We start from the raw sequence: 18,938 nt of genomic DNA, 5'->3' as shown, positions 1-18,938 counted from the left end.
CCGGCAAACCCTGCTAATGTACGCCGCCGCGAGCCTGGGTGATCGGGCTGTGGCGGACATTGACCTGACTGTCGGCACGACTTGTTTTGAATAAAGCCCAAACGCTGTCCACGCGCTATGACCCCCGTGAGCTCTCTGATGAGGAGCTGGTCGCGCGTTCGCACACGGAGCTGTTTCACGTCACTCGCGCGTACGAAGAATTGATGCGCAGATATCAACGCACTTTGTTCAACGTTTGTTCAAGGTATTTGGGGAACGATAGAGATGCGGATGATGTCTGTCAGGAAGTGATGCTCAAGGTGTTGTACGGCCTGAAGAACTTCGAAGGCAAATCGAAGTTCAAGACATGGCTGTACAGCATCACGTACAACGAGTGCATCACGCAGTATCGGAAGGAACGGCGAAAGCGTCGCTTGATGGACGCCTTGAGTCTTGACCCCCTTGAGGAGGCGTCTGAAGAGAAGGCGCCGGCACCCGAGGAGAAGGGCGGACTTGATCGCTGGTTGGTGTATGTGAACCCGATTGACCGAGAAATTCTGGTGCTACGATTTGTCGCAGAGCTGGAGTTTCAGGAAATCGCTGACATCATGCACATGGGTTTGAGTGCTACAAAAATGCGTTACAAGCGTGCTCTTGATAAATTACGTGAGAAATTTGCGGGCGAGACTGAAACTTAGTGCGTGGCAAATATCTCTTACGTGTAGGCAAGTTCTGTTAGACTTGTCGCCGAGTTGTCCCCCGGTTTGTGGGACTGCTTTACAATCACCAGATGGGGATTTAACGGATGAAACTGAAAAACACCTTGGGCTTGGCCATTGGTTCTCTTATTGCCGCTACTTCTTTCGGCGTTCTGGCACAAGGCCAAGGCGCAGTTGAAGGCGAGCTGTTCTACAAGAAGCAGTACAACGATAGCGTCAAGCACATCGAAGACGGCTTCAATCCTGGCGCTCGCATCGGTTACTTCCTGACCGACGACCTGTCCTTGAACCTGTCCTACGACAAGACCAACCACACCCGTTCGAACGACGGTACTGGTAACCAGAAGATCAAAGGCGATACCGGCAGCCTGGTTGCCCAGTATCACTTCGGTCAAGCTGGCGTAGACAGCCTGCGTCCATACGTAGAAGGCGGTTTCGGTCACCAGAGCCGTACCAACGTTCAGGCTGACGGCCACAGCGGTCGCGACCAGACTACTTTCGCTACCGTTGGTACTGGCGTGAAGTACTACTTCACCAACAACCTGTACGCACGTGCCGGTGTTGAAGCTGACTACGGTCTGGACAACGGCAAGTGGGACTACTCCGCACTGGTCGGCCTGGGCGTAAACTTCGGCGGTAACGCTGGCGCAGTTGCTCCAGCTCCTACCCCAGCACCAGCTCCAGAGCCAACTCCAGAGCCAGAAGCTCCAGTTGCTCAGGTTGTTCGTGTTGAGCTGGACGTCAAGTTCGACTTCGACAAGTCGGTTGTTAAGCCTAACAGCTACGGCGACGTGAAAAACCTGGCCGACTTCATGGCTCAGTACCCAGCTACCAACGTAGAAGTTGCTGGTCACACTGACTCCGTAGGTCCAGACGCTTACAACCAGAAGCTGTCCCAGCGTCGTGCTGACGCTGTTAAGCAAGTCCTGGTTAAAGACGGCGTTGCTCCTAGCCGTATCACCGCAGTAGGTTACGGTGAATCCCGCCCAGTTGCTGACAACGCAACTGAAGCTGGTCGTGCCATCAACCGTCGTGTAGAAGCGTCGGTAGAAGCTACAGCTCAGTAATTACTGAGTGGTAGAAAAAAGCCCGGCTCAGGCCGGGCTTTTTTTCGCCTGGAATTTGCTTCAGGCGCTGGCGGCTTGTGTAAGGCAAGCGACTTGCCCAGGGGCTGCCACATGGCCAATCACCAGGATGGCCGGGCTCTTCAAGGCAAATGCCTGCGCATCTGCATACATTCGTGACAGCTCACTGCGGCATTCCCGTTGCTGGGGCAGCGATGCGTTTTCGATCATCGCCACCGGCATATCCGCCGCCATCCCGCCGTCCAGCAATTGCTGGCGAATCTCCTCAAGCTTTGCCACGCCCATGTACACCACCAAGGTCGTCCCGCCCTCGGCCAGGGCCCGCCAATTCAGGCGGCTGTCGTCCTGGGTATGCGCCGTCACCAGGGTCACGCCACGGCTCACCCCGCGCAGCGTCAGCGGAACCGCGCAATTTGTCGCGCCCGCCAGGCCCGCCGTGATCCCGTTGACCAACTCCACCTCGACGCCCCGTTCACGCAGCCACATGGCTTCCTCACCGCCACGCCCGAAAATGCACGGGTCGCCGCCCTTGAGCCGCACCACGCATTTGCCCTGGCGCGCATAGCGCAGCATCAGGCGATGGATAAAGTCCTGCGGTGTCGAGCGACAGCCACCGCGTTTACCCACGGTGATCACCCGTGCTTCAACGCAGTGTTCCAGTACCGCCGGGTTGACCAGGTCATCGATCAGCACCACATGCGCCTCACGCAGGGCGCGTACGGCCTTGAGGGTCAACAGTTCCGGGTCACCGGGACCCGCGCCCACCAACCAGACTTTTGCGTTCATGGATTTTTCCTCGTCCAGGGATGACGTCAGCGGTGAAAGAGTGAGTACAACAGCACTAGATTGATCAACATCGACAGCAGTCCCAGAGTGCGCCAGACCTTCAAGGGTTCACGCTCCAGCAAGGGCTTGGGGCGAATGCTCAGTTCCTGCCGGTCCGCCTGTTCCAGCACACGCAACCATTCTTCGGCGGTTTCGTAACGATGCGCAGGTTGGGCCGCCACTGCCCGGTCCAGGCTGAGGGGTAGCCAATCCGGCAGATCGGGGCGGTAGCGGCTGGCGCTGAAGGGCTGGTTGAACCGGGGCCGTTGGAAGGCTTCGATTTCACCGTAGGGGTAGTGCCCGGTCAGCAGGTAATACAGGCTGACACCGACACTGTATAAATCCTGTTGGGCCGTAGGCCGGTCGCCGTTGAACGCCTCGGGCGCGATAAAGCTTGGTGTGCCAGGCAATGCATGGACGCGGTCTTCCGACAGGCCCGGGCAGTACGCCAGGCCGAAATCCAATACACGCAGTTCGCCGTCATCCCCCAGCAGCAGGTTTTCCGGCTTGATATCGCGGTGCAGGATCTGCCGCCGGTGCAACATGCCCACCGCCCGCAGCAAGCGCTCGGCGATCGACTGCCATTGCGCCAGGGGCAATGGGCCGTGCTGCTGGAACAGTTCGGCCAGGGTCTGGCCGGGGTAGTCCCGCATCACGTAGTACAGATGCTGGCGTCCGCTGGCGGCATGGACTTCAGGAAACGCCCGGCCGGCGACGCGTCGTAGAAACCATTCTTCCGCGAGCAAGGCCTGGCCGGCATCGCTGTCATCATCGCGGCTCAGCGGCAGGGTTTTCAGCAGCCAGGGTTGCTGCTGGGCATCCCGCACCCGGTACAGTAACGACTGTCGGCTTTGCGCCAATACGCTTTGCACCTGCCAGCCTTCAAAGTGTTGCCCGGCTTTCAACGGCGGTGGCAGCGGCCATTGCTGCAACTGCACCAGGGCGTCGCCGAGGGTCGCCGCGCCGAGGGTGTCGATACGCACGAGCAGGGCGCTGGCATTGTCCTGGCTACCCGCCAGGTGCGCGGCGTTCACCAGGGTGTTGACCGCCAGATCCAGGTCGGTTTGCTCGCGCAGAATCGAACGGATGCTGTGATCACCCAGGGTTGCCCACACGCCGTCACTGAGCAGCAGGAAACATTCGCCTTCGCGCAACTGGCCGTCGAGAAAATCCACTACCAGGTGTTGATCCAGGCCGAGGGCACGCTTGAGCACATGCTGCATGCCCGGCTGCTCCCATACGTGATCCTCACTGAGGCGCTGCAATTCGCCATCCAACCAGCGATACGCCCGGCAATCGCCGACATGCGCGAGGGTGAAGCGCTGGCCGCGAAACACCAGGGCGCTCAGGGTGGTCAGCAACGGCTGCCCACCGCCATTGGCCTGCAGCCAGCGATTCTGGGCCGACAGCAAGCGTTCCAGGGCCTGGGCCACGCTCCAGGTCTGCGGCGTGGCGTAGTAATCCAGGGCCAGCGCCTGCAAGGTCGAGCGCGCGGCCAGGCCGCCGTCGGCGCACTGACTCACTCCATCGGCGATGGCGCACAAGTAGCCTTTGCTCGCCGCCAGTTCGGCCACGGGTGTCACCACCCGCAGTGCGTCCTGGTTTTGCGCCCGAGGGCCGATGGCACTGGCCTGAGCGATGCTCAGTTGCAGGCTCATCAGACCCGTGCAGCCGTCACGGCGGCCGAGCCCCAGGTGGTTCTCCAGCGACGTTTAACGCCATGCAGGCCGAACCAGGCCAGTACGCCCAGGCTCGCGAACAGCCACAGCGCCATCTGATAGCTGCCGGTGCTTTGCTTGATCGCGCCCATGCCAGCTGCCAGGGCGAAACCGCCAATGCCGCCAGCCATGCCGATCAGGCCGGTCATCACGCCGATCTCACGGCGGAAACGCTGCGGCACCAGTTGGAACACCGCACCGTTACCGGCGCCCAGGCCAAGCATGGTGCAGACGAACAGGGCCAGCGCCGCATAAGAGCTTGGCAGGTTGAAACCCACCGCCGCGATGCAGATTGCTGCCACGCTGTACATGCCCAGCAACGTACGAATCCCGCCGAAGCGGTCCGCCAGCGCACCGCCCAGTGGGCGCATCAGGCTGCCGCCGAACACGCAGGCGGCGGTGTAGTACCCAGCGGTCACCGGGCTCAGGCCGTACTGGTCGTTGAAGTAACCGGGCAGGGCGCTCGCCAGGCCGATAAAGCCGCCGAAGGTCACGCTGTAGAAAAACATGAACCACCAGCTGTCACGGTCGCCCAGGGCCTTTAAGTAGTCGGCCATGGATTTGGCTTTTGGCCGTTCAGGGGCATTGCGCGCCAGCCAGGCAAACACGATCAGCGTCAGCACCAGCGGAATCAGAGCGAAGCCGAACACGTTGCTCCAGCCAAACGCGGCCGCCAACACAGGCGCCAGCAACGCGGCGAACACCGTGCCTGAATTGCCCGCACCGGCGATGCCCATGGCCTTACCCTGGTGTTCGGCCGGGTACCATTGGGAGGCCAGCGGCAACGCGACAGCAAAGGATGCACCGGCCATACCGAGGAACAGTCCCAGCAGCAGCGCTTGTTCGTAGCTATGGATGCCCAGTTTCCAGGCGCCGAACAGGGCACAGATCACAATCACCTGGCCGATCAGCCCGGCGGTCTTGGGCGACAGCTTGTCCGCCAGCATGCCCATCAGGAAGCGCAGCACCGCGCCCGCCAGGATCGGTGTCGCCACCACCAGCCCGCGTTGTTGGGTGGTCAGGTGCAGGTCGGCGGCAATCTGTACCGCCAGTGGGCCTAGCAGGTACCAGACCATGAAGCTCAGGTCGAAATACAGGAACGCGGCAAACAGGGTCGGGGTGTGCCCGGATTTCCAGAAGCTTGATTTCATCACGCACCTCAACGGTTGGGAGTCTTGTAAGAAGGCCAAAACGAAAAAACGCCGCCACCGGGTTCGCGAGGGCAAACCGGGTGTGCGACGTCTTTGTCGTGGAGGGGCAACCGCCGTTGGCTACCTGTGCGGAATACTTAGCAAGAGCTGAGCCAAATCAGCCGAGCAGCTCGCTCATGGCGATAATCTGCTCCGCCACCTGGATCAGTTTCTGCTGGCGGCTCATGGCCTGGCGACGCATCAGGGTGTAGGCCTCTTCTTCGTTGCAGGCCTTCATTTTCATCAGCATGCCCTTGGCCAGCTCGATGCGCTTGCGCTCGGCCAATTGCTGGTCGCGCGCCTGGAGCTGGGCGCGCAAGGCCTGGTCGCTTTCGAAGCGCGCCATGGCCACATCGAGGATCGGCTGCAGGCGCTGGGCCTGGATGCCTTCGACGATGTAGGCGCTGACGCCGGACTTGATCGCCTGGCGCATTACGTTCGGGTCATGTTCGTCGGTAAACATCACGATGGGCCGGGGTTGGTCTCGGCTGACCAATACCACCTGCTCCATCACATCACGACCCGGTGACTCGGTATCGATCAGGATCACGTCCGGGCGCACCGTTTCGACGCGTGCGGGCAGGTCGATGGTCAGGCCGGACTCATCGATGACATCAAAACCGGCCTCGATCAGCGCCGACCTGAGGCGGCCGACCTTACGCGGGGTGTCATTGATCAACAGGATTCGCAGCATGGAGATTCTCCTGTCAGCGCCAGGCCTGGCAGTTGGAATCATTGGCCAGGGCATGCAGGCGGAAGCTGCGGGCGTATTCGGTTGGGTTGGAACCGTCCCAGATTTTGCCGTCGATCAGTTGGCTGCTGCGCATGTCCTGGGCCTTTACCGGGATCCCCAGCGCACCTGCCGCCTGGCGATACAACGCCAGTTGCTGCACCTGGCGGGCAACGCCCAGGTAGTCGGGGTCCTCGCGCAACAGGCCCCAACGCCGGAACTGGGTCATGAACCACATGCCGTCGGAGAGGTAAGGCAGGTTCACCTCGCCACCGGCGAAGAAACGCAGGGCGTGGGGATCCTGCCACTGGTTGCCCAAGCCATCGTCATAGGCGCCCAGCAGGCGCGGTTCGATGCAGTCGAGCGGGGCGTCGAGGTACTCGCGACCACTGAGCAATTGCGCGGTGGAACGGCGGTTTTCGGTGCTTTCTTCGATAAACCGGCTGGCCTCCAGGATCGCCATCACCAGCACGCGCGCAGTATTGGGGTACTGGTCGACGAACGTCCGGGTGCAACCGAGGACCTTTTCCGGGTGATCCGGCCAGATCGCCTGGCTTGTCGCCAAGGTAAACCCCTGGTTTTGCTTGACTGCGCTGGCGCACCAGGGCTCGCCGACACAAAACCCGTCGATGCGTCCGGCTTGCAGGTGCGCAACCATTTGCGGTGGCGGGACCACCACGCTGTCCACATCCTGCAAGGGGTGAATACCTTGGCTCGCCAGCCAGTAATACAGCCACATGGCGTGAGTACCTGTGGGAAAGGTCTGCGCGAAGGTCAGTTTTGTTCGGCTTTGGTGCACGTGGCGGTCAAGCGCCTCAGGAGTGATCACCCCTTGTTGCTGCAAGCCGTGGGACAGGTTGATGCTCTGGCCGTTCTGGTTGAGCCCCATCAGCACGGCCATGTCGGTGGGCGCGACTCCGCCGATGCCCAGGTGCACGGCATAGATCAGCCCGTAGAGGCTGTGGGCGGCGTCCAGTTCGCCGCTGACCAGTTTGTCGCGCAGGTTGGCCCAGGACGATTGGCGCTTGAGGTTCAGGGTCAGGCCGTAGGGTTGAGCGAAGCCCTGGGTGGCCGCTACGACCATCGAGGCGCAGTCGCTCAGGGCCATGAAACCCAGGTCAAGGCTGCTCTTTTCCGGGGCGTCACTGCCGTTGACCCAGGCCAGCGGGTCGTTCATCGGGCTGTTGCCGACCGAATCGTTCATCAACACCTACCTTTTCTTTCAAAAAAAAGCGTCGTTCCCTCAGATGGCGATGTAAGCCAATGCGGGTAACGACGCCTTTGTCCGTAGCGCGCTCCGCCGTTGGCGCGTGCTCTCATGCAGAGTTCATAGCAAGGCACATGCCACGGGCGGTGAGGCGCGGCTGGCCGTCAGCTTTCCATCAAGATTGAAACCGGGCGGGCTTTCAGTATGGCCGCTCTCTCACCGCCAGACTGCCCAGGAACCCTCACGGTGCACGCCGAATCCCTTGTAACGATGCTCCGTCTCCGGTTTTACCGTTGGCTGTGGTTTGCCGGCCTGTGGCTGGTAAGTGCGCTGGCTTGGGCCGAGCTTCACCAGGTTCGGGATGAAAGCCTGTATACCGTGTTCACTGCGCTGTCTGAGCCGCTGGGGGTGCCCATCGTTGTCAGCCAGGCGGTGGCGCGCAAACGTCTCAGCACCGCACTGGATTTCGATGCGCCGCAACAGGCGTTGGAGGCGCTTGCGCAAGAGCAGGGGTTGATCTGGTACAGCGACGGGCAAGCGCTGCATATCTACGATGCTGACGAGGCAAAGAGCTCTGCGGTGGCCTTGCGTTATATTACGGTCGATAAGTTGCGTGGCCTCATGCGCCGCTCGGGTATTGATGAGTCACGCCATCCCCTGCGTGAAAGTGGGGCACGCACATTTTATGTGTCCGGCCCACCTAACTACGTCGACCAGGTGATGCGCCTGGCCCAATTGATGGATCGGCAAAGAGCCGACTTGCGTGTGGGCGCGCAGGCCTTTGGTGTGGTTCAGGTGCTTAACACCGATGTGGCGGACCGTCAGTACGGCGCGCGCGACAACCCGGTTACCGTGCCGGGAATGGCGTCGATGATCGAGACCCTGCTGGCCAGCGAGCACAAGGGGTTGCTGGCCGACAAGAGCCTTGGTGTGATCGCCTACCCGGACAGCAACAGCCTGCTGATCAAGGGCAAGCCGGCCCAGGTGACCTTCATCCAGAAACTGGTGGCGGAACTCGACATACCCAAGCGATCGATCGAAGTGTCGTTATGGCTGGTGGATGTTGAGCGTGACGAGCTGGAAAAACTGGGCCTGGGCAGGGATGAAGACGCCCGGATGTCGACCACGCGAATCCTTGCGCCTCAGGATGACAATCGCGTGATGGCCAGGATCGGTGCATTGGAGCGTCGTCGACGGGCGAAGGTGGTGGCACTGCCCGTGATTCTCACTCAGGAGAACGTCCCGGCGGTGTTTCAGGATAGCCATACGTTTTATCTACCGCCCTCCGGAAACGACCGAACTGACTGGAAACCTGTGCGCTATGGCACTCAGGTCAGCGTACTGCCGCGTTTTTCAGAAGCTAACCAGATCGAAATGCGCCTTGAGATTGAGGAGGGGCGCCAGATAAGTGAGAAGGGGCGGCGTGAAAAAAATACCGCGGTGGGGCAGGTGGGGGTCAACAGTGTGGTGCGTGTGCCCCACGGCAGGCGTCTGTGGCTGGGCGCGTTTCAACGAGAGGCGGAACGGCGGGCGACTACTCGCCCGGATCAAGTGCGTCTGTTTGTGATTCAGGCCAGGGCCGTGGGCCTTGAGACGCTGGGGCCGGGAGGGGGGGCAGGGCCGCCGCCTTTGACGGCAGCGCAATACGAGCGTGTTCAACGTGCGTTTGTACGGCCTGAGCGCGATGTCTCACCGTGAGCAAGGTGTCAGCCCGATGCATCTGGAAATTCTTCTTCAGGAACAACTGATCAGCCGCCGGCGCCTGGCAAAGTTTGCGCCCGGGAAGGTGTTGCCTTTGATGCCAGAGATAATCCATTGCGTGGAGGTTCGGGTTAACGGGCAATTACTGGCCTTGGGTGAGTTGGTGCAGTTGGAAGACCGGTTGGGGGTTGAGTTGCACGAGGTTTACCACGCGTGGCTCCCTGAAGGTGACGGGTAGCGAAACGTCTTACAGCGTGGTTCCAAAATAATGCGCGATGTCTGCGCTTTTTCCTAACGTGAGCCTTGAGGCAGGTTTTTATAGTCGTGGCAGGGGCACTTGAACCCGTAATGCAAATGAGGACTTCAATGTCAGTAGTCGGATGCCGAGGTAATCATGGCTGTCATGGATGATGGAGGGACGACGACTTCCCTGGTTTTTGCGCGTTGGACCCTGCACGAAGATGGTCGCCTGACCGGTGAGGACGCAGATCTTCAGTTGCCGCCCAAGGAAGGGCTGGTGTTGCGGTTGTTGCTGATGTCCGGTGGCGTGTTGATGACCAAGGATCGCTTGCTGGAGCTGGCCTGGCCGCAGGGGGAAGTTGCCGAAGAGTCGCTGACACGCTGCATTTATTCACTGCGCAAGTACCTTGGCACCGACAAGGGGTTTATCAAGACGATTTACGGTCGGGGGTACCGTTTCATTTGCCCGGTGACGATCAAGGGCCCCGCGTCTGGCCGTATGGACCATGTGTGCTCGGCATGCGGCCATACCCGCAATGGAGTGGCAGGCCGTGGCTAGGTTCTGGAGCAAGGGCTTGGTGTTGGGTGTCATGATGACCGGCAATCAGGCGCTGGCCTATTGCTGGGAGGAGGCGGCCAGCCGCTACGACATCGAGCCCGAATTGCTGCAGGCGATCGCTGCGGTGGAGTCGGGCTTTCGTGCGCACGCGATAAACGATACGAACCGTAATGGCACTCGGGACATCGGCCTGATGCAGATCAACAGCAGCCATTTGCCGCGCCTGCTCGAGCGAGGTATTACCGAGGAGCGGTTGCTCAATGAGCCTTGCCTGTCGGTGGAGGTAGGGGCTTCGATTCTCGCCGAGTTCATCCAGCGCTTTGGCTACAACTGGACGGCGGTAGGCTCCTACAACGCAGGCCCGGGTTCCGGGCCTGCGCGTGAGGCGTTGCGCATGCAATATGCCCAGAAAATCTGGGCGTATTACGAGCAGTTGGTAGCGCACCGCTACTGACGATTGAGGTTCGCGCCTCGCGCGCAACCCGTGACCCCGGCTATAATCGCCGCCACCTTTCGCCGCCATCCGAGTCTAGCCCGCCCATGTATACCCTGGCCCGCCAGTTGTTGTTCAAACTCTCCCCGGAAACCTCCCACGATCTGTCCCTGGACCTGATCGGTGCCGGTGGCCGCCTGGGGCTCAATGGCCTGGTATGCAAGGCACCGGCAAAAATGCCGGTCTCGGTGATGGGGCTCGACTTCCCCAACCCGGTCGGCCTGGCGGCTGGCCTGGATAAGAACGGTGCGGCCATCGATGGTTTTGCACAGCTGGGTTTCGGTTTCGTTGAAATCGGCACCGTGACGCCACGTCCACAGCCGGGTAACCCCAAGCCACGTATCTTCCGCCTGCCGGAAGCCGAGGCGATCATCAATCGCATGGGTTTCAACAACCTGGGCGTTGATCACCTGCTGTCGCGGGTTCAGGCGGCGAAGTACAAGGGCATCCTGGGCATCAATATCGGCAAGAACTTCGATACGCCGGTCGAGCGTGCGGTGGATGATTACCTGATCTGCCTGGACAAGGTCTACGCCCACGCCAGCTATGTCACGGTCAACGTCAGCTCGCCCAATACCCCGGGCCTGCGCAGCCTGCAGTTCGGCGACTCCCTCAAGCAACTGCTCGAAGCCTTGCGCCAGCGCCAGGAAGACCTGGCCGTGCGTCATGGCAAGCGCGTGCCGCTGGCGATCAAGATCGCGCCGGACATGAGCGACGAAGAAACCGTGCTGGTGGCCCAGGCCCTGGTGGACTCGGGGATGGACGCAGTCATCGCGACCAACACCACCCTCAGCCGCGTAGGCGTCGAAGGCCTGGCACATGGCGACGAAGCGGGCGGCCTGTCGGGGGCGCCGGTGCGTGACAAGAGCACCCATATCGTCAAGGTGCTGGCTGCGGAGTTGGCCGGGCGCTTGCCGATCATCGCCGTCGGCGGTATTACCGAAGGCAAGCATGCGGCCGAGAAGATTGCCGCGGGCGCAAGCCTGGTGCAGTTGTATTCCGGCTTCATCTACAAAGGCCCGGCGCTGATTCGCCAGTCGGTAGATGCCATCGCGGCATTGCCAAAAGCCTGAAAACCATCCATTAAAAAGGGCTCCTGAAAAGGAGCCCCCTGGGCCGAAGCCCGCCGCCCGGATGGGGCGTGCATGGTAAGTCGTTATAAATCCAGAGGTGGTGTCGGAATTAATTGCCCTTGATTAGCCGACGGCGTGAAGTTCGTTGAGTCTGTGGATTCCCGCAGTGCCAGTCATACCGTCCCAGTTGTCGCCGCGTCCTTCTCGCCAGCCGTTGATCCAGGCTTGGCGTACCGACGGTAGAGTAAATGGGCAAAGCTCACGGGATTTGCCATGAACGCCGTATTGATATCCGCGTAAAAATGCTCTTTCCAACGGATCACGCTTAAGTCTTCTCATAGGGTGTTTCCCTCACTTGTTGACTGTCTTGATATCCTTCGGCCTCGTCCGAGACCGGGCAGAGTTTTTCTGCCGTTGGTGGGCTCGCTGCCGGCGTGGCGAGCCGATGTGTCGGCGTCGTTACGGCGCCAACCTGTGTTGAGTTCTAACCAATAGGTCACATGGATTCAATGATCGTTTTGTCATAAGCACGTAACGATAACGATGCTATAGCGATAAGCTGGGATGGTTTTTCGCCCCTTTTATCGGGCAAAGCCAGCTATGATGCACCCTGCATAGAGGATGGGTTTAATCCTTTAGTGAGAATGTCCGCCCGTTGCAGTCAGTTATTATTCGACGAAGGGTCGGAATATTTCTTTTTGTTACAGCCAATTGTTTCTCTGCCCCGTCATTACAGGCCCAAAGGCCCGGCAGCCGGGGTGGGACGGCACATTCGTGCCACGCGAGCACTCTTCAAGAAAAGTGCTTGATTGAAAACCGAGCCGGCGATGCGTCGCCCGTTCATTTATTGCTGAAAAGCCTGGAATGCCCCATGTCGGACCGTTTTGAACTCTTCCTCACCTGCCCCAAGGGCCTCGAAGGCCTGCTGATCGAGGAAGCCGTCGGGCTTGGCCTTGAGGACGCCCGCGAGCACACCTCGGCTGTGCGCGGCATGGCCGACATGGAAACCGCCTACCGCCTGTGCCTCTGGTCGCGCCTGGCCAACCGCGTGCTGCTGGTGCTCAAGCGCTTCCCGATGAAGGACGCCGAAGACCTCTACCACGGCGTGCTGGATATCGAGTGGGCCGACCACATGGTGCCGGATGGCAGCCTGGCGGTTGAATTCAGCGGCCACGGTTCGGGCATCGACAACACCCACTTCGGCGCGCTGAAGGTCAAGGATGCGATTGTCGACAAGCTGCGCACCCCGACTGGCGAGCGCCCGTCCATCGACAAGATCAACCCGGACCTGCGCATCCACCTGCGCCTGGACCGTGGCGAAGCGATCCTGTCCCTCGACCTGTCCGGCCACAGCCTGCACCAGCGCGGTTATCGCTTGCAGCAGGGGGCGGCACCGTTGAAGGAAAACCTGGCGGCCGCGATCCTGATCCGTGCCGGCTGGCCGCGCATCGCCGCTGAAGGCGGCGCGCTGAGTGACCCGATGTGCGGCGTGGGCACCTTCCTGGTGGAAGGCGCAATGATCGCTGCCGACATGGCCCCCAACCTGAACCGCGAGCTGTGGGGTTTCACCACCTGGCTCGGTCATGTCCCGGCGCTGTGGAAGAAGCTGCACGCCGAAGCCGCTGAACGCGCCGCCATCGGCATGAACAAGCCGCCGCTGTGGATCCGTGGCTACGAAGCCGATCCGCGCTTGATCCAGCCTGCGCGCAATAACATCGAGCGGGCCGGCCTGAGCCACTGGATCAAGGTGTACCAGGGCGAAGTCGGCACCTTCGAACCGCGCCCGGACCAGAACCAGAAAGGCCTGGTCATCTGCAACCCGCCGTACGGCGAGCGCCTGGGTGACGAAGCCAGCCTGTTGTACCTCTACCAGAACCTCGGCGAGCGTCTGCGCCAGGCGTGCATGGGCTGGGAAGCCGCAGTGTTCACCGGCGCGCCGGACCTGGGCAAGCGCATGGGCATCCGTAGCCACAAGCAGTATTCGTTCTGGAACGGCGCGTTGCCGTGCAAGTTGCTGCTGATCAAGGTCAACCCGGACCAGTTCGTCACCGGCGAGCGTCGTACCCCGGAACAGCGCCAGGCCGAGCGTGAGCAAGCTGCCTACGATCAGGCCCCGGCCGAGCCGCAAGAGCGCCAGTACAACAAGAACGGCAACCCGATCAAACCTGCTCCGGCCCCGGTGGTCGAGCAGGCGCGCCTGAGCGAAGGCGGGCAGATGTTTGCCAACCGCCTGCAAAAGAACCTCAAGCTGCTGGGCAAGTGGGCCAAACGCGAAGGCGTGGATTGCTACCGCGTGTACGATGCCGACATGCCGGAATACTCCATGGCCATCGACCTGTATCACGATTGGGTGCATGTACAGGAATACGCGGCCCCCAAGTCCATTGACCCGGAAAAAGCCTCCGCGCGTATGTTCGATGCGCTGGCGGCCATTCCCCAGGCGCTGAACATCGACAAGAGCCGCGTGGTGGTCAAGCGCCGTGAGCGTCAGAGCGGTACCAAGCAGTACGAGCGCCAGAGCGCCCAGGGCAAGTTCACCGAAGTCAGCGAAGGCGGCGTAAAGCTGCTGGTCAACCTCACCGACTACCTGGACACCGGCCTGTTCCTCGACCACCGCCCGATGCGCCTGCGCATCCAGAAAGAGGCGGCCGGCAAGCGTTTCCTCAATCTGTATTGCTACACCGCCACCGCCAGTGTGCATGCGGCCAAGGGCGGCGCGCGCAGCACCACCAGCGTCGACCTGTCCAAGACCTACCTGGACTGGGCACGCCGCAACTTGTCCCTCAACGGCTTCTCCGACAAGAACCGTCTGGAGCAGGGTGACGTGATGGCCTGGCTGGAGGCCAGCCGCGATGAGTTCGACCTGATCTTCATTGACCCGCCGACCTTCTCCAACTCCAAGCGCATGGAAGGTATCTTCGACGTGCAGCGCGACCACGTGCAGTTGCTCGACCTGGCCATGGCGCGCCTGGCGCCGGGCGGCGTGCTGTACTTCTCGAACAACTTCCGCAAGTTCGCACTGGAGGACAACCTGAGCGAACGCTACGCGGTCGAGGAAATCAGCGACAAGACCATCGACCCGGATTTCGCACGCAATGCGAAGATCCACCGGGCGTGGAAAATCACCGCGCGCTGAACACGGCTGTCAATCAGGCCGCAAGCCTGGATTATTCCGGGTTTGCGGCTTTTTTACGCTGGTCAAATTCAAGGCCGGTGGCTATAACTTAAGGCCAAGCCAAAGTGACACCCCCCGCACGCTGGCGCTGTGAGTGTTGCCTATGCCGTTGCAAGCCGTACGCCCGAAAATCCTAGGCTTTATCAGTGAGCAGGCGTCGGCTTGGCTGGTGGCATTGGTGGTGTTGCTGGCAGGGTTTGCCTTGACGGCTGTTGTGGCCTGGGCGGCCGCCGACCTCTATCAGCAGCAGGTGCGCCAACGCTTTCAGTTGTTGGTCAACGAACGCTACAGCCGCCTGCAGGAACGCTTCGACGACCAGGAACAACGCCTGAACAGCTTGCGGCGTTTCTTCGTCAACTCCGATGACGTGTCCCGCGAAGAGTTTGACGGTTTTGCCCAGCCCTTGTTGCTGCGCGCGCGCGCTTACTCCTGGGCGCCCCGGGTGTATCGCGAACAGCGCGGTCAGTTTGAAAAAGCCGTGTCCGCGCAGCGCGGCACACCTTTCGTGATCTGTGAGTTGAATTCCACGGGTGAGTTGGCCCCTGCGCCCGAGCGCGATGAATACGTACCGGTACTGTACAGCCAGACTCAAAGCCTGTTGGGGGCACCCCTCGGCTTTGACCTGCTGGCCCAGCCCCTGAGGCGTTCGGTGCTTGAGCGTGCGCAAAACACCGGCAAGCTGGCGGTGTCCCAGCCCATGCAACTGGTGGGTGTGGAACCGGACTATGCCACCGGGGTTTTATTGGTCGCGCCGGTCAGTCATTTGCCCACCTCCGACCAATCCCAGAATGAGCCCTACGGCTATGTCATGGCGGTGATCAGCATGCGCCAACTGGTGGCCGACGGTTTGCCCAAGCCGGACCGCGACAACCTGGTGATGCAGATCGTCGACACCTCCGACGTGCAAAAGCGCGTGCTTTTCGAGTCCGGCAATGCCGTGGCCAGCAGTGATCTGGTCGGGGCGCGCCGCCTCACGCTGGGTGACCATGTGTATGCCCTCACACTGCGTCCGAGCCAGGTGTTCGACCAGGCCAACCACTCCTCGTTGAGCACGATCCTGACCATGGGCGGCCTGCTCAGCCTGTTGCTCAGCGCGTTGCTCTATGTGCTGGTCAGCCAACGCCAGCGCGCGTTGAAACTGGTGGAGCAGCGCACGGCGCAGTTGCGCCTGCGCGAGCAGGAATTACGCGGCGCCCACGGCCAATTGCGCAGTGTGCTGAATGCCGCGACGCAGGTCGCGATCATTGCCACCGACCTGCGCGGTGTCATCAATACCTTCAATGCCGGTGCCGAGCAGATGCTGGGGTTCAAGGCCGAGCAGGTGGTGGGCACGCACACCCTGGAAAGCCTGCACCTGGCGTCGGAACTGGAAGCGCGTTCCGCCAGCCTCAGTGTAGCCTTGGGCAAACGCATCCCGGCAAGCCAGGCGATGCTGGTGGAAAGTCCCGACAACCTGCACCAAGCCCGCGAGTGGACCCTGGTTCGTGAGGATCGCAGCCAACTGACGGTGAACATGCTGGCCACCGTGTTGCTGGACGACCATGGTTTGTGGATCGGTCACCTGGCGATTTACCTGGACATTACCGAACAAAAGCGCGCCTACGAGGCATTGGCGGCCAGGGATCGGCTGCTCAAGAAACTCAGCGCCCATGTGCCCGGCGGCATCTTCCAGTTCACCCTGGAGCCTCAAGACAACTGGAAATTCATCTACGCCAGCGACGGCATGCGCGATATCTATGAAATCGAGACCGGCGTGCTGCAGCAGGATGCGAAGAAGGTCTTCGAGCGCATCCACCCGCTGGATGCGGAGCGGGTACGCGCATCGATCCGCTTGTCGGCGTTGCAGTTGAGCCATTGGCGGGAGGAGTACCGGGTGCTGTTGCCGCAACGCGGACTGCGCTGGATTCGCGGCGAAGCGACGCCGGAAGAGTTACCCGGAGGAGGGACGCTGTGGCATGGCTACGTGTCGGATATTTCCGATCTGAAGCGGGTGGAAGAAGAGCTGCGTGCACTCTCCATCACCGACTCCCTGACCGGGATCCACAACCGCCGCTATTTCCAGGACCGCCTCAAGGCCGAGATGGTCAGGCTCAACCGCACCTCGGGGGCCTTGTCGGTGATCATGCTCGATATCGATCACTTCAAGCGCATCAACGACCAGCATGGGCATGCCGTCGGCGATGGGGTATTGCAGGAGTTGTGCAAACGCATCAGCCAGCGCCTGCGCCGCACCGATGTGTTCTGCCGCCTGGGTGGCGAGGAGTTCATGGTGCTGTGCCCGCACACCGATGGTGCTCAGGCCTACAGCCTGGCGATGGAGTTGTGGGCGTCGTTGCGCAGCGTGCCGATGGAGCCGGTCGGTATTGTCACCGCGAGCTTCGGCGTGGCCAGTTGGCGGGTGGACGAAGGTATCGATGGGCTGCTGCTGCGCGCTGACTCGGCCGTGTACGTGGCCAAGCAGGCAGGCAGGGATCGGGTGGAAGCGCAGTCGGTTTGCTGACTGGCCCTGTCGTGGTGAGCGGGCTTCTGGGGTGAGCGGACAAGCCTGTTCACCCCAGTATGTTTCAGAGGGCCGGTGCTGCCGCAGCCACCTTCGGCTGGCGGTACAGGTCGAGCAACACCTGATCCAACACCGACGAAGCACCCCATGGCTTCGGGTCGTTGAGGATAGCCACCACGGCCCAGGTATTGCCGTTGTTGTCGCGGCTGAACCCGGCGATGGCGCGCACGGTGTTCAGGGTGCCGGTCTTGACGTGGGCTTCGCCGCGCATGGCGGTGGTCTTCAGGCGTTTGCGCATGGTGCCGTCGGTGCCGGCAATCGGCATCGAACTGATGTACTCGGCAGCGTAGGGGCTTTTCCACGCGGCTTGCAGCATGGCCGCCATCTCGCGGGCGCTGACCCGTTCGGCGCGGGACAGGCCTGAGCCGTTCTCCATCACCAGGTGCGGCGCGGTGATGCCTTTCTTCGCCAGCCACTGGCGCACCACGCGTTGCGCAGCCTTGGCATCGTCGCCATCGGCGTCGTTGCGGAACTGCGCGCCCAGGCTCAGGAACAACTGCTGGGCCATGGTGTTGTTACTGTATTTGTTGATGTCGCGGATGATTTCCGCCAGGTCCGGCGAAAAGGCCCGGGCCAATACCTTGGCATCCTTGGGCACCGGCGCCTGGATGTCACGGCCCTGGATGGTGCCGCCCAGTTCCTTCCAGATCGCCCGGACGGCGCCGGCGGTGTAGGTGGCGTGGTCCAGCAGCGACAGGTAGGTCTGCGAGCTGCAGCCATCGGCCAATTGGCCGCTGACCGTTACCGTCACGCTGCCGTCGGCGGCGGTGACCGGGTTATAGCGTACGTCGCCGGTGCACTGCTTGGCGTTGGACACCTTGACCTGGTTGTCGATACGGATGCTGGCAATCGGCGGCTCGACCGATACCAGTACCCGGCCCGAATCATTGCGGGTCACGAAGCGCAGGGCCTTGAGGTTGACCAGCAGCGCGTCCGGCTTGACCAGGAAGGGCTTGTTCTCGTCGTTGCCGTCGTCGTTGAATTCCGGCAACAGCGGCTGGTTGAAGAAGCTGCGGTCCAGCACCAGGTCCCCAGTGACTTGCTGCACGCCGTTGGCGCGCAGGTCGCGCATCAGCAGCCAGAGTTTTTCCATGTTCAGCTTGGGGTCGCCGCCGCCCTTGAGGTACAGGTTGCCGTGCAACACGCCACCGCTGAGGGTGCCATCGGTGTAGAACTCGGTTTTCCACTGGTGGTTGGGGCCGAGCATTTCCAGGGCCGCGTAAGTGGTGACCAGCTTCATGGTGGAGGCCGGGTTCACCGACACGTCGGCGTTGAACACGGTGGGCGTGCCCGGGCCGTTCAGTGGGATCATCACCAACGACAGCGCAGTGTTTTGCAGTTTGGCTTTGGCCAACGCCTGTTGAACATTGGGCGGCAGGGTATTGTTGACGGGGGCAGCGGAGACGGAAAAGGCCAGTGGCAGAATAAAACCGGCAAACAGAACGGAACGCAACGATTTGATCATAAGAAGTAAAACCCTACTGCTGAGGAGGGTGAAAAAGGCGAGGGGTAAGTAAGAAAAATCCCTCAATGGTCATGAAAGTGTCGGCATTATGCCCCAAGGTGGAGCCACTTGTAGCTGAACCATAGCTGGTATTAGGCGTTTTTTTTACAGGCATTGTGCCGCCTGTCCCAGAGAGTCGGGCAATCGCCGCCTTAAACTGCTAAAGTGCCGCCCGTTATT

At 61.2% G+C, this 18,938-nt stretch carries 16 protein-coding genes; 9 read left to right on the top strand and 7 right to left on the bottom strand.

Features of this window, described 5'->3' with window-relative positions; translation table 11 throughout:
* Positions 1-86 precede the first annotated feature (86 nt).
* Positions 87-677 (top strand): RNA polymerase sigma factor SigX, encoded by a 591-nt coding sequence (gene sigX / locus LUU92_RS21500; protein ID WP_010208495.1) that lies wholly within the window; start codon positions 87-89, stop codon positions 675-677.
* Positions 678-784: 107 nt separating this feature from the next.
* Positions 785-1,765, top strand: coding sequence for an OmpA family protein (locus LUU92_RS21495; RefSeq protein ID WP_071491405.1), 981 nt, complete (start codon positions 785-787; stop codon positions 1,763-1,765).
* A 60-nt stretch (positions 1,766-1,825) separates the two neighbouring features.
* On the opposite strand, the gene cobA is transcribed toward LUU92_RS21495, so the two are convergent.
* The 5 genes from cobA to LUU92_RS21470 form a co-directional block, all read right to left on the bottom strand.
* Positions 1,826-2,569: a uroporphyrinogen-III C-methyltransferase gene (cobA, locus tag LUU92_RS21490; protein ID WP_071491404.1), complete on the bottom strand. Its 744-nt coding sequence runs from the start codon at positions 2,567-2,569 to the stop codon at positions 1,826-1,828.
* A gap of 26 nt (positions 2,570-2,595) precedes the next feature.
* On the bottom strand, positions 2,596-4,266 hold the full coding sequence (locus tag LUU92_RS21485; protein ID WP_257102616.1) for a bifunctional protein-serine/threonine kinase/phosphatase: 1,671 nt from the start codon (positions 4,264-4,266) through the stop codon (positions 2,596-2,598).
* Positions 4,266-5,477, bottom strand: coding sequence for a nitrate/nitrite transporter (locus LUU92_RS21480; protein ID WP_071491402.1), 1,212 nt, complete (start codon positions 5,475-5,477; stop codon positions 4,266-4,268). Before LUU92_RS21480 ends, LUU92_RS21485 begins: the two co-directional genes overlap by 1 nt.
* A gap of 157 nt (positions 5,478-5,634) precedes the next feature.
* Positions 5,635-6,210, bottom strand: coding sequence for an ANTAR domain-containing response regulator (locus LUU92_RS21475; protein ID WP_071491401.1), 576 nt, complete (start codon positions 6,208-6,210; stop codon positions 5,635-5,637).
* A 13-nt stretch (positions 6,211-6,223) separates the two neighbouring features.
* Positions 6,224-7,450: a CmpA/NrtA family ABC transporter substrate-binding protein gene (locus LUU92_RS21470; protein ID WP_257102615.1), complete on the bottom strand. Its 1,227-nt coding sequence runs from the start codon at positions 7,448-7,450 to the stop codon at positions 6,224-6,226.
* Between the two features lie 273 nt (positions 7,451-7,723).
* Here LUU92_RS21470 and sctC point away from each other — a divergent pair, with 273 nt between their 5' ends.
* The 5 genes from sctC (at position 7,724) to LUU92_RS21445 (ending at position 11,519) form a co-directional block, all read left to right on the top strand.
* A complete protein-coding gene (gene sctC / locus LUU92_RS21465; RefSeq protein WP_371322066.1) occupies positions 7,724-9,151 on the top strand; it encodes a type III secretion system outer membrane ring subunit SctC in 1,428 nt (475 codons plus the stop codon).
* A gap of 16 nt (positions 9,152-9,167) precedes the next feature.
* A complete protein-coding gene (locus LUU92_RS21460; RefSeq protein WP_071491398.1) occupies positions 9,168-9,392 on the top strand; it encodes a FliM/FliN family flagellar motor switch protein in 225 nt (74 codons plus the stop codon).
* A 156-nt stretch (positions 9,393-9,548) separates the two neighbouring features.
* On the top strand, positions 9,549-9,953 hold the full coding sequence (locus tag LUU92_RS21455; RefSeq protein ID WP_071491397.1) for a winged helix-turn-helix domain-containing protein: 405 nt from the start codon (positions 9,549-9,551) through the stop codon (positions 9,951-9,953).
* Positions 9,946-10,407 (top strand): transglycosylase SLT domain-containing protein, encoded by a 462-nt coding sequence (locus LUU92_RS21450; protein ID WP_130898135.1) that lies wholly within the window; start codon positions 9,946-9,948, stop codon positions 10,405-10,407. The genes LUU92_RS21455 and LUU92_RS21450 overlap by 8 nt, the downstream gene beginning before the upstream one ends.
* Before the next feature lie 86 nt (positions 10,408-10,493).
* Positions 10,494-11,519, top strand: coding sequence for a quinone-dependent dihydroorotate dehydrogenase (locus tag LUU92_RS21445; RefSeq protein ID WP_071491396.1), 1,026 nt, complete (start codon positions 10,494-10,496; stop codon positions 11,517-11,519).
* 123 nt (positions 11,520-11,642) lie between these two features.
* Here LUU92_RS21445 and rmf read toward each other — a convergent pair whose 3' ends face one another.
* Positions 11,643-11,858: a ribosome modulation factor gene (rmf, locus tag LUU92_RS21440; protein ID WP_002553055.1), complete on the bottom strand. Its 216-nt coding sequence runs from the start codon at positions 11,856-11,858 to the stop codon at positions 11,643-11,645.
* Between the two features lie 532 nt (positions 11,859-12,390).
* Here rmf and rlmKL point away from each other — a divergent pair.
* Both rlmKL and LUU92_RS21430 read left to right on the top strand, forming a co-directional pair.
* Positions 12,391-14,655 (top strand): bifunctional 23S rRNA (guanine(2069)-N(7))-methyltransferase RlmK/23S rRNA (guanine(2445)-N(2))-methyltransferase RlmL, encoded by a 2,265-nt coding sequence (gene rlmKL / locus LUU92_RS21435; RefSeq protein WP_071491395.1) that lies wholly within the window; start codon positions 12,391-12,393, stop codon positions 14,653-14,655.
* A 142-nt stretch (positions 14,656-14,797) separates the two neighbouring features.
* Positions 14,798-17,194 carry a sensor domain-containing diguanylate cyclase gene (locus tag LUU92_RS21430; protein WP_071491394.1) on the top strand — a complete coding sequence of 799 codons (2,397 nt, stop codon included), beginning with the start codon at positions 14,798-14,800 and terminating at the stop codon, positions 17,192-17,194.
* Positions 17,195-17,258: 64 nt separating this feature from the next.
* Here LUU92_RS21430 and dacB read toward each other — a convergent pair whose 3' ends face one another.
* Complete coding sequence (dacB, locus tag LUU92_RS21425; protein ID WP_071491393.1) at positions 17,259-18,719, bottom strand: D-alanyl-D-alanine carboxypeptidase/D-alanyl-D-alanine endopeptidase; 1,461 nt, start codon at positions 18,717-18,719, stop codon at positions 17,259-17,261.
* Between the last annotated feature and the right edge of the window lie 219 nt (positions 18,720-18,938).

The sequence above is a fragment of the Pseudomonas extremorientalis genome (assembly GCF_024584605.1).
GTDB lineage: Bacteria > Pseudomonadota > Gammaproteobacteria > Pseudomonadales > Pseudomonadaceae > Aquipseudomonas > Aquipseudomonas extremorientalis.
The sequence above is the reverse complement of the archived record's forward strand: the minus strand, read 5'-3'. Positions and strand labels throughout refer to the sequence as shown.